We start from the raw sequence: 16,033 nt of genomic DNA on the forward strand, positions 1-16,033 counted from the left end.
CATGCCGTCGTTGGCGGACGGCGCATCGACTCGAAAATGGCCTGCTATCTGTGGTGTTCGGACAGAAACCGCACGAAAAGAAGCGTAAGGTTCTCGCGTCGGGATTTGTCTGGCCAAACGGCATAGACACCCAGCGTTCGAAGGCTCCACTCGGGCAGCAGATGCACCAGTTCTCCGGCGGCAATCCCGCGCTCGGCGAGGTGGGCAGGCAGAAGTGTCACGCCGAGATCCATGCGGGCGAAATGGTCGAGGGCATCTGCGCTGTCGACCTGCAGCTGGGACTGGCCGGATATTTTCACAACCTCTCCCGAGGGCGCTATAAGCTCGGTCACGTCGGAGCGATGCTGAAACCTGATCCAGTCCCACTCCTCCAGATCCGTTGGATGTTCCGGTTCCGGCCTGGAGGCCGCATAGTCCGTACCGGCAACCAGAAGGCGCCCGATTTCCCCGAGCTTTCGGGACATCATCGAACTGTCGTCGAGCCAACCGACCCGGATGTTCATATCGTACCCGTCATCGATCAGGCCGACCGGGTGATCGGTATAGGTGACAGACAAGGCAACATGCGGATGCAGGCGAATGAACTCCCCGATTGCCGTCGAGAGGCCAGACGACGACATGAAGGCGGGGAGCGAGACCCGCAAGGCCCCCGCAGGTTCCAGCGCCAGGGCGTTCAGCTCGTTCAGGCCTGTTTCGGCGGTCCGCATCATGTCGGCCACTCGGGCATAGAAGATGCGGCCCTCATTCGTAAGCGCGATCTTGCGCGTCGTACGATAGAGCAACGTGACCCCGAGGAAGGCTTCGAGGTCGGAGACGGTCTCACTCACCCGGGACGGCGACAGGCCGATGCCCCGCGCCGCGGCGCGAAAGGAGCCTTCATCCACAACCCGCGCAAAGATGGCCATGTGTTTGAGATGGTCGATCATTGTACGGCTCACCCGATCTATAACTTCTGTAATTACTCAATATTCAAAACAATGAGGCACCGCTACCTTCCTCTCGAAACATGAAGGAGCGGTACAATGAAGAGTTTCGCACAACTCGAAACAGCGAAGGGGGCCCAATACATGGCCTCCCTGTGCAAGCATTTCGGACGCAAGGTGCCGGCGCAGAATGACGGCACGACCGGTCGGGTCGAGTTTCCCTTTGGCCGCTGCGATCTGAAGGCTGACGAGAGCCACCTCGAGCTGCTGGCCTCGGCCGACACCCAGGCCGATCTGGACAAGACCGCCGAAGTAATCGGCAGCCATCTGGAGCGCTTTGCCTTTCGCGAAAACCCCCGGATCGACTGGGGGCCGGCGCGTCAGACCTGACGTAGTGACCTCAGGAAACGCGGTCACTTCCCCCACCACTTTCAAGCAATGAACAGGACAGATCATGAAAGTCAGGCATTTCGTCTCGACACTCGCCTTTGCGGCAGCAACGGCGTTGCCCTTCGCCGTCATCGCGGACACCGCGGACACTGCGGCCAACAAGGCGTTCGCCATCGAGGCGCTTACCGAGACCCTCGCCAAGGGCAACCCGGAGGCGGTCGATACCTATTTCGACCCCGGCTACATCCAGCACAACCCGGATGTGCCCAATGGCAGCGACGGCCTCAAGGGGATGATCTCGATGCTGGCGGGGGGCGGTAACTTCAAGGCCGATTTTGCCCGCGTGATCGCCGATGGCGACATGGTGGCCTTTCACGGCCGCTACGAGGGCTTTGGCGAAACGCCGATGATCGCCTTCGATGTCTTCCGGCTGGAGGATGGCAAGATCGTCGAGCATTGGGACAACCTGATCCCCGAGCAGCCGCTCAACCCGTCGGGCCACAGCCAGATCGACGGCGCGACCGAGATCACCGATCTCGACAAGACCGTGGCGAACAAGGCCAAGGTGCTCGACTTCATCAACAAGTCACTGATCGCGCATGAGGAGGTGAACATCACCGACTATATCAGCCCGGTGACATACACCCAGCACAACCCGATGGTGGCCGACGGGCTCGAAGGGTTTGGCGCCTTCATGCAGTCGATCGCGGAGAAGGGCATAAGCATGGAATATGCGAAGGTCCATCACGTGATCGGCGAGGGCAATTTCGTGCTGACGCTTTCCGAAGGCGCCTTCGGTGGCGAACCGCAGGCCTATTACGACCTGTTCCGCCTCGAAGACGGCCTGATCGTCGAGCACTGGGACGTGATCGCGCCGATGCCCGGCCCGGACGCCAAGCATAACGACGCCGGTAAATTCTGAATCCCCCCAGCCCCGGGGGTGCTCCGGGGCCACCAAGCCATGAGGACACCATGCAACGCAGAACTCTTTTGACAACAACTCTCGGCGCCTCGCTGGCGCTCATCCTCGGACAGACAGCAGGAGCACAAGAAATGGACGACACCACGCAGGCAAGCTTCGATACCGTCATGGGTTTCATGGGCGCAATGGGCGGCGGCGAGATGGAGAAGATGTCGGCGCTGATGGCCGATGACATGGTCTGGCACAACGAAGGCGACAAGACCCTGCCCTGGATCGGCACCTGGGAGGGCAAGGAGGCGATCTTCGGCTTCCTCAAGGTTTTCTCCGAAAACCTGCAGACGACGCTCTGGGAGAACACCGATGCCTTCGCCTCCGGCGACACGGTTGCCGTTTTCGGCAAGATGAACGGCATCACGCCGAAAAGCGGCAAGGAGATTGGTGAGTTCACCTTCGCCCTGCGCGCCAAGGTGAAGGATGGCCAGGTCGTGCTCTGGCACTGGTTCGAAGACAGCTTCGCCGTGAGCCAAGCCTACCACGGCTGACGGGACGTGGTGCTGGGCCCGGTGATCCGGGTCCAGCAGCAAAGAATTTGGGGCGTGCAGGTCAAATTCCTCCAGCCTCGATGACGTAAGACGGGCTTGCAAGCGGCAAGAGGGAACGGGCGATCAAACCCGAAACGAGGTTGAACATGACAGCAAGATTGATCGCGGCTGCGACAATGGCCCTGGGGCTGTTGCCGATAGGCGCTTCGGCGGAGGGAGCCTTCGACTACGAGGCAACCAAGGCGAAATACAGCTCGGAGGCGTTCGTCTACGAGCCCCTGCCGAAAGAAGGGTACGGCTACTACAAGGTCGCCGAGAATGCCTGGTTCGTCTACGATGACTTCGAGAACATGGTATTCTTCGTCACCGACGAGGGCGTCGTCGTCTACGATGCCAAGCCGGACGTCACACCCTACCTGCTCGACGTGGTAAAGGACGTCACGGACAAGCCGATCACCCATGTGATCTATTCCCACCATCACCGTGACCACTCGGACGGCGCCCATCTCTTCCCCGAGGAGGCCATCCTTATCGCCGAGAACGAGACGGCGGAGTTCCTCGCCGAGGCCAACGACCCCAATCGTCCTATGCCGGACGTCGTATTCGACGATGAATATGTGCTGGAAACCGGCGGCTTCCGGTTGGAACTCAAGGATCCGGGCCGCAACTGGCACAGCCAGAACGATCTGATCGGCTGGGCGCCGGAACAGAAGATCCTCTTTGCCGTGGACATGTTCCACCCCGGTGCTGCGCCCTGGATCCACTGGGGCGAAAGCTCCGACCCGTGGTTCGCCTTCGGACTGCCGAAGAAACTGCTGGCGGAATACGATTTCAACTTCGTTATCGTCGGGCACGAACGGATCGTCGGCACGCCGGAGCACATGGAAATCTACCAGACCTTCATCGACGACATGAAGCAGACGCTCATGGGGATCGTCCAGGGCGACGCCTACAAGCTGGCGATGAAAGAAGCTGCCGGCCGCTACGACGAGTCGGCGATGCATTACACCTACAAGGAAGGGATCATGACCGCCTCGAATGCCTGTGCCGTGCAGATGAGCGAGAAATGGTACGGCAAGATCCGCAATGCGCCGCTCAACATGGTCGAGAACTGCCAGACCATGTTCATGCACATGGTCATCCTCGATCCGTAAGACGCGACGGAAAGTGATAGCAGCCCCGTAGAAAAGGCGAACACAAACAGGACATCGTACCGCGGGCCGAGATGCCCGCGGTCCGTATCTCCAAAGGCCCAAGACATGAAAAACATCAAGATCGCCCTCTGGGCCATTCCCGGCCTGTTGACCGCGTTCTGGCTCGCCGTGAACCTGCCCCTTCCCGAGAACCTGAACGTGATTGCCGTCCGGAACCTGCTGGTCCAGTATTTCGGCGTGCTCTCCATGGGCGCGATGAGCGTTGCCATGATCCTCGCCACGCGCGCGAAATGGTTGGAGCCCTGGCTGAACGGGCTCGACAAATCCTACCGCCTGCATAAATGGCTCGGCATCTCGGCGCTGATCACCGCACCACTCCACTGGATCGCCGCCATGGGGCCGAAATGGGCCGTCCAGTGGGGGTTGATGACCCCGCCGCAACGCCCCGCACGCCCCGAGGGCGCCCCGGAATTGCCCGCGATGCAGGAATTCCTCAACTCCATGCGCCCGACGTCCGAGATGCTGGGGGAATATGCCTTCTACGCCGCGGTCGTCCTGATCGTGCTCGCCCTGATCAGGCGCTTCCCCTACAAGTATTTCGTCTCCACTCACACGATCATCGCAATTGCCTATCTGGCGCTCGTTCTGCACGCGATCCCGACCTTCAACTACGCCGCATGGTCGCAACCGCTGGGCATCGTCATGGCGCTGCTGATGGCTGGCGGCACGGTTTCCGCCGTGTTGGCGCTCACCCGCCAGATCGGCCGGCGAAACCGCGCAACTGGCATGATCGAAGCCCTGCGGATCTTCCCGGAGCTCGGCGCCACCGAGATCAGCATCGCGCTGGAGGACGGCTGGAAAGGCCATGACGCGGGCCAGTTCGCCTTCGTCACCTTCGATCCGCGCGAGGGCAAGCACCCGTTCACCATCGCCTCCGCCTGGGACGCGGACTCACGCCGGGTCACCTTCATCACCAAGGGGCTTGGCGACTACACCGACTTCCTGCCGGAGACGTTGAAGGTCGGCGGCGAGGCCATCGTTGAAGGCCCCTATGGGCGCTTCACCTTCGAGGACACAAGCGAGCGCCAGATCTGGATCGGCGGCGGCATCGGCATCACCCCCTTCATCGCGCGCATGAAGCATTTGGCGAGGACAGGCGGCAACAAGAGCATCGACCTGATCCATTCTACGAAGGAGCTGTCGGAGGAGGCGATGAAACTCCTCAGGGCCGACGCGGCGGCTGCCGGCATCACCCTGCATGTCCTGGTCGACGACCGGGACGGCTTCCTGACCGGCGACCGGCTGCGCGAGATGGTGCCGGAGTGGAAATCGGCTTCCGTCTGGTTCTGTGGTCCGGCCAGCTTCGGGCAGGCTCTCAAGGGCGACCTTGTCGAGCGCGGCCTCGCCTCAGGTGCCTTCCACCAGGAACTCTTCAACATGCGGTGAGGGCGCAAGCCCTCCCGCTCGAACACAGGAAAGACTCCCATGACCATCGCCGTCACCGCCGCCTCCGGCCAGCTCGGAGCTGCCATCGCACGTGCCCTTGTCGAGATGGGCGGCTCCGAGCCGATCATCGGCCTCGCACGCACGCCCGAAAATGCCCGCGATCTTGGAGTCGAGGTTCGCCCGGGCGACTACGACGCCCCAGACCAGCTACGGGCCTCGCTGGCCGGGGTCGATACCGTCCTGCTGGTCTCCGGCATGGCCGCCCCCGAGGATCGCATTGGCCAGCATCGCAACGTGATCGAGGCGGCCCGGGCCGCAGGCGTGAAGAAGATCGTCTACACCTCGGTTCAGGGTGCCGACGAAGGCACGGCCTTCTCCCCCATTATCCAGAGCAACCGGCAGACCGAGGCGGATGTGCGGGCGAGCGGCCTCGACTGGGTGATCGGGCGCAACGGCATCTATATCGAACCGGATGTGGAATACATCGAGAGCTACAAGGCAGCGGGCGAGATCGCCAATTCCGCCGGCGAGGGCCGTTGCGGCTACACCACGCGGCCGGAATTGGCCTACGCCTACGCTCGAATGCTCACCGGTGCGGAACACGACGGTCAGACCTACCTTTTGCATGGCGAAGCCCTTACGCAGACGCAACTGGCCGCGTATCTCAACCGGGCCTTCGGCACCGAGCTGACATACCGCCCGATGTCCCACGAGGCCTACATGGCCGACCGGATTGCCGAGCTGGGCGAGTTCATCGGCACGGTCATTGCCGGGATCTACCAGAGCATCCACGACGGCGCGCTCGACGCCCCCAGCGACTTCGAGAAAGCCGCTGGCCGCCCGCATCAGAGATGGGACGCGTATTTCGCCGCGGTGGGTTGATCATTCCCAGCCATCCGGCCAAAGGCCCTCGGCGCGAACCGGGGGCCAGAGCGGGTGTGCGCCACCGCCATACGCGCCAAACCTTCGGGCACGTCTTCCGGTCCGGCTGGCAGAACGCATGCAGGAAGCGCACCTGCTGCAATACATCGAGCCTTTCCAGAACCACGTCGCGGCACACCGCGGGCAAACCACGCCATAAAACTGGTCAAGCGGACATATGTGGGGATGGAGGCGGTGAAGGTTGACGACGTTACGTAGCGCGCCACAATTAAGCGCGGCCGTCAGGAGTGGAAGATTGGTTTGTTTGGAGGAGAGACGCGAGGAATACGAAACGGTGCGACTCTGAGCCCGAGCTTTCTGAGGCTGGTAAGGCGGGAGAATGGTTTTTGGGAGGCGTCCTGGCTAATGAGCAGCCAAAAACTCCGTCCGGTGCTGCAAAGTACAGGAATGGCCGCTTTTTAGCATCCCAATTGATGCCACGGCAGCCCGACAAATGTCGGCTAAGGGCCGTTCGCGTCGATCGAAGTTATGCTGCGGTCGAGAAGGGCATCTACTGGACGAAGGCCCGCTCTGCGCAGTGAGCCGACCAACCCGCTGTCGGCGGGAATGGCGGCTCGATCCGCATAGCTGACCCTCTGACAGTCGTACGAACAACTGGAACGCACCGTAGGCTGATTGGGTATCTTTTGGCAGGTGCAGAACATGAGCTTCTTGGTGCCCGCGACGGAGAGCAAACTCGCTGATGCAGAGAAATCCGAAGCGAAGGACAGAAAAAACGGCATGATTGCCATCTGTCCGCCGCAATCGGCCGAGCTTGAAGGCGACGGTTCAGCAAACGCGGCACAAGCCGCGGCCGTTCGCCGAGGAAGCACGAATGTGCTACCGGCTCGGAATCCCGCCCTGGAATACCTTTTGTTCGGAGGAACTGGTGGATGCGATCTTCCCAGCATGTCCGGGCACGCTCATCCTGGGTCGACCAAGTGCAGACGGAGAACGGACTCTCGTCAATAAGTTGCACCTTGAAGAGCATGTCGCGATGGCACGCGGTTTCCAGCAGTGTTTTACAAAGGCGTCCGCCCGCAGGCGCGGGGTCGCGGGCTTGACCTCATCATATTCGGCGTCAGTGGCATCGCAACGGCGATCCAGCTTTGTTCTCAGCCTGCCTGCCCTCATGATCTCCAGAACATCATCAACTTCATTCGCGGAGATATCCTCGAACGGGAGTCCTTGGTTCCCAAACACCTGACGGTGGACACGAGCTGCCAAGGTCGATGAATTTCCCTGGCTATCGAGCAATTGTACCCGATAGCCAGGAACAGATCCCGGATGAAGCAGGAACATCAAAGGCCCGCAATGAAGCGATCGACTTCGGAGAGCCTCCAGCGCGAAGACCCACCGATTTTCACCTGCTTCGGGAAAGCTCCACGTTTGATGTCGCGATAGACGCTTGCTTTCGAACGTCCGAGAGCTTCGACGATGGTGTGAATGCTGACAAGTTGATCTTCCAATTGGGCGTTCCTCATGTTTGTGCCTTTCAATTTCGTGTTGAAATGATTTGGGACGCTTTGCGTTGACGCGGAAAAGAAAAATCTGCGTCGTCGATCAGAGAGCCTTCAACAAACGATTGCAGGCCAGTCGGAGGTTCCAGTGACCCGAGCAGGAACTTGATGTCTGGACCGATAAGACGAACTCAGGAAAGGCCTACAAAGCTTCACGGCGAGATAATGCCGGCACGCAATCGCGTACCCTCACACTTCTGCCGTATCGCGCCGGCACGGGGCGCAAGAACCCCGGAGAGCCATCATTCAGCGATTCGACGTCTTGTCGTAAGCCTGGTTCCGTGGTGGGTTGGGATGTCAGGTATCGCCACAGGAACTGGCTTTCGCCACCCCGGCGCCACCCCAGACAAAGCGGGTTCCAAGCCCAACCCAAACACAACTGGAGGAGTGGTCTGAAACAAAAGGAAATTTTTGGTAGCGGAGGAGGGACTTGAACCCCCGACACGCGGATTATGATTCCGCTGCTCTAACCAGCTGAGCTACTCCGCCCCAAGGCGTGGGCGCGGCGTAAAGGAGTTGAGGTGGGCCGTCAAGAGGGACCGTACCGTTTTTCGGTCTCTCTGGTGATTGTGCGTTGAGAAGAAGGATGTCCACTCCTGGGGGGCGCTCTGGTCCAGCCGGAAAGTGCCGGAGACCGCGCAAGTGGCGACCATATTCCAGGTGCACGCGTCCTTCAGCAAATGATCGCGTGGAATTCTGAACGGACACCCGCGAGCGCGAGCGCCTGTAGTCGGAACGTCGCCCGCCGGACATAACGTCTGGCTGCCGGGACAGGTGTGGGTTCGGTGATCAGGTACGTGGTCAGGCCAAGGATGATCCCTATTGTTTGCCGGGGCAGGGAGGGTGCCCCTCCGCGTTTTCGATCTGGCCCGCAATGTTGCCCTTTCGGATCCGATGGATGACCCGGCTTTGCCCGCAAGCACATCCGGTACCAAGGACGACTGTCTTGCCATTGATGTGTCAGCCCGACCGGCTCAGGAAAGACCGCGCCCGCGCGAAGGTCGGCATCCGTGGATTTGGGACAGAAAAGCAGTCCTCTGCTTGGGCGCTCCGGCTCGCCCTGCGGACAGCCGGGCCCCAATTTCAGGGCATCGGCGTGTAGCTTGGACTTACTCCGACTCCGGCACCAGGATCTCGCGCTTGCCGACGTGGTTCGAGGCGCTCACCAATCCTTGCTCCTCCATCTGTTCGACCAGGCGCGCGGCCTTGTTGTAGCCGATAGCCAGCTTGCGCTGGATATAGGAGGTCGAGCATTTGCGATCCTTGATGACGATCTGCACCGCCTGGTCGTAGAGAGCATCTTCGCCGTCGGTATTGCCCCCGAGACCGAGTACGAGGTCGATATCGCTTTCTTTTTCCTCGTCCGGCCCTTCGACCACGCCGCCGATATAGGAAGGCGGCCCGAAGGACTTCAGATGGGTTACGATTTCTTCGACCTCCTCGTCGGAGACGAACGGACCGTGCACACGCGTCACACGCGAGCCGCCGGCCATGTAGAGCATGTCGCCCATGCCGAGCAGCTGTTCGGCACCCATCTCACCAAGGATCGTCCGGCTATCGATTTTCGACGTCACCTGGAAGGAAATCCGGGTCGGGAAGTTTGCCTTGATCGTACCGGTGATGACATCGACCGAGGGGCGCTGCGTGGCCATGATCAGGTGGATGCCGGAAGCCCGCGCCATCTGCGCGAGGCGTTGGATGCAGGCCTCGATTTCCTTGCCGGCGACCATCATCAGGTCTGCCATCTCGTCGACGACAACAACGATGAAGGGAAGCAGCTCGGGCGCGAACTCCTCCGTCTCGAAGATAGGCTCGCCGGTCTCGTCATCGAAGCCGGTCTGGACCGTACGCGAGAACATCTCGCCCTTGTTCATCGCGTCGCGCACCCGGCCGTTATAGCCTTCGATGTTCCGCACGCCCATCTTGGACATCTTGCGGTAGCGATCCTCCATCTCGCCCACGACCCATTTCAACGCCACGACGGCTTTCTTGGGGTCGGTCACGACGGGGGAGAGCAGATGCGGGATGCCGTCATAGACGGACAGCTCAAGCATCTTCGGGTCGATCATGATCATCCGGCACTCCTCCGGCGAGAGCCGGTAGAGCAGGGAGACAATCATGGTGTTGATGGCCACCGATTTGCCCGAGCCGGTGGTGCCCGCGATCAGCAGGTGGGGCATCTTGGCGAGGTTGGCCACGATTGGCGCGCCACCGATATCCTTGCCGAGCGCCAACGGCAGCGGCATGGAGGTATCGCCGAATTCCCGCGCCGACAGGATCTCGCGCAGCACGACCTTCTCGCGGTTCACGTTGGGCAGTTCGATGCCGATCACCGAGCGACCCGGTACGGTGGAGACACGCGCGGAGAGTGCCGACATGGAGCGGGCGATGTCATCGGCCAGACCGATCACTCGGGAGGCCTTGAGGCCCGGCGCGGGTTCCAACTCGTACATGGTGACGACCGGGCCGGGGCGCACGGAGACGATCTCGCCCTTGACGCCGTAGTCGTCCAGAACATTCTCCAGCATGCGGGCATTCTCTTCCAGCGCCTCGTCCGAGAGGACGTGACGCTTGATCGAGGTCGGGCTGGTGAGCAGCGACAGCGGCGGGTGCTCATAGGCGAGCACCTCCTGCGGCTCCAGCTCCAACTTCGGCTGGGCCTCGGCCTGAGCCTGTCGAGAGGGCTTGGGCGCCGTCCGGTCCGGATGTTGGACCATCGGCTTCGGCTCTTCGGGGGTGACCGGCATGGCACGCTGCTGGATACGCGGCGCAACCTGCGGACCTGCCTGTCCGGCGGGTTGCGCGATGTCGATCGCCGCGTGGTCTTCTATTTCCTCCAGCGCCGGCTCCTCAGGCAGGTACGCCACGGGCTCGGGTGTCTGGATCGCGGGCACGGGGACCGGCGGGGTGTCGTCGATCTCGGCCATGGGCGCGGGTGGAACTGCGCCGGGTACCTTGAGGATCAGCGGATCCGGCTTGCGACGGCGCATGACAGGGGGCTCGGTGCGTCCGATCCGGGGTTGCGCGCGTGCGCCACCCGTGCGGGCACGCAGCTTGATCGCATCGGCGATGCGCGCCTTGATCCGGTCCTCCGAAGGCGCTTCGAGCTCCTCCATTGCCTCGGCCAACTCCGGCTCAGGCGCGGGCTCGACAATCTCCGGCTGGGGTGAACGGCGCACGAGGGTCGACACTGTGGCGAGAAGACCAGTGGGCGCGGGCACGGTTTCAGCTGCGGGGCCATCGACCTCCTCGGTCAACACAAAATCTTCGGCCTCGTTCAGTTCGGCCGCAGCGGTCCGCGCTTCGGCCCGTCGGGCCCGGCGTTCATCATTCCGCGCAGCGACGCCGCGCGCTGCGACACCCGCGCCGTTCAGCCCGGCGCCGAAGAGCCGCAGCAAACCCGCATAGGAGAGCACGATTCCGACAAGGATGAAGCGGCCCGTGCGGCGAAGCTCGTCCGGGGTGAAACCGCAGACAAAGAGAGTCAAGCCGAGCGCAAGGAACAGGATCGGGATCGACAGCAGGCGCACGCCGGAACTGGCCGAAATTGGCAACATGTTCAGTACAGCCCCGAGCACGGTATCACCGAAAAGACCGCCCAGCCCGAAACTGTGCGACCAGCCCGTCGCCGGGGCGATGGAGGAGGCGTAGACCGCGGCGGCGGCCACGGCGATGGGCGCAAAGAGCAGGCGTGCGATGGCGCGTTCCGAGCCGATGTTGAACAGCAGCCGCATCCCCCAGGCCAGTGTGGCCAGCATCAGCACCCAGCTGCCGAAACCCACCACGATGAAGAGCGGCGAGGAGATGGAGGCGCCGAATTTCCCGAGCATGTTCTGGGCCGGTGCGTCCGTCGCAGAGAAGAAGGACGGGTCCTGCGGCGTGTAGGAGGCGAGCATGGCGGCGAGTGCCGCGGCGAGGCCGAGCAAGGCCAGGCCGATCAGTTCGCGGCCGCGTTTCTCGATCGCTTCCTGCATGTTCGCATCCAGCAGGGGGTCGCGCTGTCGTGTCTGATATGCCATCGGATTCTGTCGTCCCTGTTATTCGTAGAGGCAGTCGCGCAGTCGGGTCAGTCCGCGCCGCAACTCGTCCATTTCGGCCACCATAGCCACGCGCACATAGCCCGCACCCGGATTGCCACCAAGTGTTTCCCGTCCCAGATAGGCGCCCGGCAGCACCCGAACGCCGGTCGCCTCAAAGGCACGGATTGCCGCCGCTTCGCCATCGGCGACTGGCAGCCAGAGGAAAAAGCCGCCCTCGGGGCCGGCATATTCCGGCACCCCACCAAAGATCTCATCGGCCAGCTGGAACTTCTGCTGATAAATGGCGAGCGAAGCCGCGACATGCGCCTCGTCGGCCCAGGCCTGTTCGGCAACGCGCTGTAGCGGTAGCGGCAGCGGAGCACCGGCATAGGCGCGCAACTGGCGGATCCGGGCAAGGCAGGCCGGACCGCCCGCGACGAAGCCCGACCGCAGCCCCGGCAGATTGGAGCGCTTGGAGAGCGAGTGGAAAATGACAACCCGCTCTGGGTCTGCGCCGGTTTCGCGGGCGACCTGAAGCGCGCCGACGGGCGGGGCGCTCCGGTAAATCTCGGAGTAGCACTCGTCGGCGAAGATGCGGAAATCGTGTTTCTCGGCCAATTCCAGAAGGCGCGTCCAGTAGGCGCGGTCGGCAACGGCGCCCTGCGGGTTGGAGGGGGAACAGATATAGGCGATGGCGACACGATCGAGCAGATCCGGCGCGAGCGCTGCGTAATCAGGCAGGAAGCCGGTCTCCGCTGTCGCCGGAACGAAGACGGGGTCGGCCCCGGCAGTCAGCGCTGCGACGGCATAGACCTGGTAGAACGGATTCGGCACGAGGATCGCGGGTTTCTGGCCACGTTTCTCTTCGGCGCAGAGCGCGATGGCGGCTCCGAAGAGCCCCTCGCGGGTGCCGTTGAGTGCCATGACCTGGGTCTCGGGATCGAGCGCGACTCCATAGCGGCGCGAAACCCAGTCGCAGATGGCGCCACGCAGCTCTGGCGTGCCTTCGTTGGGCGGATATTTGGCAAAACCGTCGATGTTTTCCGCGAGCACTTCGGCGACGAAACCGGGCATGGCATGACGCGGCTCGCCGATGGTCATGTTGATGACCTCGCTTCCGGGCCGGGAAGCGGAGAGAAGCTTCCGCAGGCGCGGAAACGCGTATTCGGGTAGGTCCGAGAACCTTTCGGGGAACGTCATGCGCTCGATTTCTGTACTGCCTCAGGGTCGGGGTCATAACGCCCCGTTTGTTTGCAGCTTAGCCACTGCGCCGCGTCGGGTCCAGAAATTGTGTGCCGTGCCGTGTCGCTTGTGGCTTTTACGCCAATGGAGCGGCAGGTCGGGAGGCCGTCCCCAGCCCGACGGGATATTTGTCGAAACAGAAAGAGCTTAGCGCAAAATCGGCGCGATCACGCTGCCCAGTCGAAGCAGGCGCTCTTCGCGCAGTGGCGCGTCGAGGAGCATCAGGCCGGTCGAGGGTGCGCCCGTCGGCAAGGTCAACCCGCAAAGGCCGAGGACATTGCCGATGCGGGTGTTCCGCAGGGCGAGCAGGTTCTCGGTGGTGAAGTAATCTCCATCCGCCTCAAGCCTGGCCTTGTTGGGCGGCATGTTCGGGACAGAGGGGACGAGCACGGCGTCATAGGCGGCAGTCAGGGACAGGTATTCGGCGCGGAGGGATTCGAGCGTCTGCCAGGCCTGGACGTAATCCGGTCCGGAGACGTTGCGGCCACCCCGGAAGCGGGCCAGGACCTCGGAATACATCAGCTCTGGATTGGTCTCGATGACGTCTTTCCAGGTACCATACGCTTCCGGGGCGAAGAGCTTCGGCGACAGCGCCATGGCTTCGGCCACGACGGGCAGCGCGCGACGTTCGATCCGGGCACCGGCGGCGCCGAGGCGGTCGACGCAGGCCTCGAAGGCGGTGCGCGGTTCCGGGCGCAGGTCGTCCAGAGCGACGGTCTCGAGGACAAGGAGGCGTTTGCCTTTCAGCGTGGCGCCGGTCAGGTCCGCCGGCTTGCCGCCTTCCAGTGCGGCGAGCAGGAGGGCGGCGTCCTCGACGGTTCGGCAGAGCGGTCCGACCGTGTCGAAGCGCACACAGAGCGGGACAACTCCCTTCAACGAGAGCCGTCCAGCTGTGGTCTTCAGCCCGACAAGGTCGTTCCAGGCTGCGGGGACGCGAACCGAGCCACCGGTGTCGGAGCCGATCCCGGCTGCGGCCAGCCCGAAGGCGACAGAGGTCGCTGCGCCGGACGAAGAGCCGCCCGAAACAGCGTCATGATCATTGACGCAGGGGGGGGACGCGGTGACCGGGTTGAGCCCGAGGCCAGAGAAGGCCAGTTCGGTCATATGGGTCTTGCCAAGGCAGACGAGCCCAACCGAGGTGGCGTTTCGAAGCACTTCGGCATCGGTCTGCGGCGTGCGGCCCTTGAGCAAGGCGCTGCCGGCCTCGGTCTTGGTGCCGGCCGAGTCGAACAGGTCCTTCCAGCTGATCGGCACCCCGTCCAGCGACGAACGACGCAAGCCGGCGCGGGCACGCTCGCGCGCTGCCGTGGCCTCGGCCAACGCCCGCCAGCGGGTCGGACGAGTGTAGATCCTGTCTCCGAAGGGATGAGCGGCGATCGCGGCGTGGAAGGCTTCGGTAAGTGCCACGGGATCGATTTTCAGATCCTCGATTCCGCGCCCGAGATCCGCGGCACTCATAGTCAGCCACTCGTTCATGATTTCCTCCGGAAAAATCGTTCCGCGCGACGGTAGCGGCAGGGCAGCGCATGGACAATCCCGCGCAGGAAGGTATCTCTGAGGACGATGAAACATGATTGCGATATCCTTATCGTCGGCGGCGGTCTGAACGGCCCGTCGCTGGCCCTTGCCGCCGCCCAGGCCGGCATGTCCTCTATTGTCGTGGACCGGCTCAGCTTCGACGCGCGAGCCGATGCGGCGTTTGACGGGCGCTCCTATGCCTTGGCGCTTGCTTCGCAGCGGCTTCTGGCCACCATCGGGATCTGGGAGCAGGTGGCAGATCATGCCCAGCCGATCCTGCATATCGTCACCTCCGACGGCCGCCCCGGCGAAGGCCCGATCTGGCCCTTCGCAATGCATTTCGATCATGGCGAGCTTGACGAAGGCGTCATGGGCTACCTGCTGGAGGACCGCTATCTCCGGCGCGCGCTGCTGGAGGCGATCGAGGCCAACCCGCTTGTGACCGTGCGCTCGGGCGTGGATGTGGTTGCCCAGGAGATCACGCCTCAGAATGCGCGGATCACGCTGGCTTCGGGTGAAGAGCTCTCCGGCGCGCTGCTGGTGGGCGCCGATGGGCGAAAATCGGGCGTCGGCCTGCGGGCCGGTATCCAGCGGACCGGCTGGGATTACAGGCAAACCGCGCTGGTCTGCGCCGTCGAGCACGAACAGCCGCATGAGGGCACTGCGCATCAGTTCTTCATGCCGAACGGGCCTCTGGCGATCCTGCCGCTGCCGGGCAATCGGAGCTCGATTGTCTGGAGCGAGGATCCGGCCACGGCACAGCAGATCGCAGCGATGGATGACGAAGGTTTCCTGGCCGCGCTGCGCCCGCGCTTCGGTGATTTTCTGGGTGAGATCCGGTTGGCCGGCGCACGTTTCAGCTATCCTCTGAACCTGACCATGGCGAATCAGATCGTCAAGGAGCGGTTGGCGTTGATCGGGGATGCGGCCCAGGGCGTGCATCCGATTGCGGGGCAGGGGTTCAATCAGGGGCTGGTCGATGTCGCCACGCTGACGCAGGTCCTGGCCGAAGCACGTCGGCGCGGCGAGGATATCGGTTCGATTCTGGTTCTGGACCGACACCGCCAATGGCGCAGCTTCGATCGGGCCACGCTGGCCATCGGGATGGATACAGTCAACAAGCTGTTTTCGAATGATAATCCGATCCTGCGTTTTGGCCGCAGCCTGGGCATGGCCGCCATCGACAGGATGCCCGCTCTGCGCCAGCGGTTCATCCGCGAGGCGGCCGGTGTGACCGGGGATGTGCCGAATCTGCTGAAGGGCAAGCCGGTCTGAGGCGAGACCGGACCCGGCGCCGACCGCCGCAATCCCTGCGCGGATCGAACGCGCGGGATTGGGCAGTCACATCGGCATCTTATCGATGGAGCAAGCCCTCTCTGGAGCGGGCCAGCCAGTCCGGCAATTCGCCGCCGGTCACGCTGGTTTGATGGAATTGA

12 protein-coding genes and 1 tRNA gene are annotated in these 16,033 nt (G+C 62.8%); 7 read left to right on the plus strand and 6 right to left on the minus strand.

Annotation, left to right across the window (positions count from 1 at the left end):
- Positions 1 to 44 precede the first annotated feature (44 nt).
- Positions 45 to 926, minus strand: coding sequence for a LysR family transcriptional regulator (locus R3X27_RS13050; RefSeq protein ID WP_317709303.1), 882 nt, complete (start codon positions 924 to 926; stop codon positions 45 to 47).
- 96 nt (positions 927 to 1,022) lie between these two features.
- Between R3X27_RS13050 and R3X27_RS13055 the strand changes: the two genes are divergently transcribed.
- The 6 genes from R3X27_RS13055 (at position 1,023) to R3X27_RS13080 (ending at position 6,259) form a co-directional block, all read left to right on the plus strand.
- Positions 1,023 to 1,313, plus strand: a complete 291-nt coding sequence (locus tag R3X27_RS13055; RefSeq protein WP_317709304.1) for a DUF2218 domain-containing protein — start codon at positions 1,023 to 1,025, stop codon at positions 1,311 to 1,313.
- 64 nt (positions 1,314 to 1,377) lie between these two features.
- A complete protein-coding gene (locus R3X27_RS13060) occupies positions 1,378 to 2,235 on the plus strand; it encodes a nuclear transport factor 2 family protein (protein WP_317709305.1) in 858 nt (285 codons plus the stop codon).
- Between the two features lie 131 nt (positions 2,236 to 2,366).
- Positions 2,367 to 2,777, plus strand: a complete 411-nt coding sequence (locus R3X27_RS13065; protein ID WP_317709306.1) for a nuclear transport factor 2 family protein — start codon at positions 2,367 to 2,369, stop codon at positions 2,775 to 2,777.
- Between the two features lie 146 nt (positions 2,778 to 2,923).
- Entirely contained in the window at positions 2,924 to 3,931 is a 1,008-nt protein-coding gene (locus R3X27_RS13070; RefSeq protein WP_317709307.1) for an MBL fold metallo-hydrolase, read from the plus strand.
- A 105-nt stretch (positions 3,932 to 4,036) separates the two neighbouring features.
- Positions 4,037 to 5,377: a ferric reductase-like transmembrane domain-containing protein gene (locus R3X27_RS13075; protein WP_317709308.1), complete on the plus strand. Its 1,341-nt coding sequence runs from the start codon at positions 4,037 to 4,039 to the stop codon at positions 5,375 to 5,377.
- 39 nt (positions 5,378 to 5,416) lie between these two features.
- On the plus strand, positions 5,417 to 6,259 hold the full coding sequence (locus R3X27_RS13080; protein ID WP_317709309.1) for an SDR family oxidoreductase: 843 nt from the start codon (positions 5,417 to 5,419) through the stop codon (positions 6,257 to 6,259).
- Positions 6,260 to 7,599: 1,340 nt separating this feature from the next.
- Here R3X27_RS13080 and R3X27_RS13085 read toward each other — a convergent pair.
- The 5 genes from R3X27_RS13085 to R3X27_RS13105 form a co-directional block, all read right to left on the minus strand.
- Positions 7,600 to 7,767: a helix-turn-helix transcriptional regulator gene (locus R3X27_RS13085; RefSeq protein WP_317709310.1), complete on the minus strand. Its 168-nt coding sequence runs from the start codon at positions 7,765 to 7,767 to the stop codon at positions 7,600 to 7,602.
- A 463-nt stretch (positions 7,768 to 8,230) separates the two neighbouring features.
- Positions 8,231 to 8,307: transfer RNA gene (locus R3X27_RS13090), tRNA-Met, on the minus strand.
- 620 nt (positions 8,308 to 8,927) lie between these two features.
- Positions 8,928 to 11,837, minus strand: coding sequence for a DNA translocase FtsK (locus tag R3X27_RS13095; protein ID WP_317709311.1), 2,910 nt, complete (start codon positions 11,835 to 11,837; stop codon positions 8,928 to 8,930).
- Between the two features lie 18 nt (positions 11,838 to 11,855).
- A complete protein-coding gene (locus R3X27_RS13100) occupies positions 11,856 to 13,037 on the minus strand; it encodes an aminotransferase class I/II-fold pyridoxal phosphate-dependent enzyme (protein ID WP_317709312.1) in 1,182 nt (393 codons plus the stop codon).
- 189 nt (positions 13,038 to 13,226) lie between these two features.
- Positions 13,227 to 14,555, minus strand: coding sequence for an amidase (locus R3X27_RS13105; RefSeq protein ID WP_317709313.1), 1,329 nt, complete (start codon positions 14,553 to 14,555; stop codon positions 13,227 to 13,229).
- 87 nt (positions 14,556 to 14,642) lie between these two features.
- On the opposite strand from R3X27_RS13105, the gene R3X27_RS13110 reads away from it, so the two are divergent.
- Positions 14,643 to 15,872: a UbiH/UbiF/VisC/COQ6 family ubiquinone biosynthesis hydroxylase gene (locus R3X27_RS13110; protein WP_317709314.1), complete on the plus strand. Its 1,230-nt coding sequence runs from the start codon at positions 14,643 to 14,645 to the stop codon at positions 15,870 to 15,872.
- Positions 15,873 to 16,033: the final 161 nt, after the last annotated feature.

Origin of the sequence: Tropicimonas sp. TH_r6, assembly GCF_033101155.1 — a bacterium.
In the GTDB taxonomy this organism is placed as follows: domain Bacteria; phylum Pseudomonadota; class Alphaproteobacteria; order Rhodobacterales; family Rhodobacteraceae; genus Tropicimonas.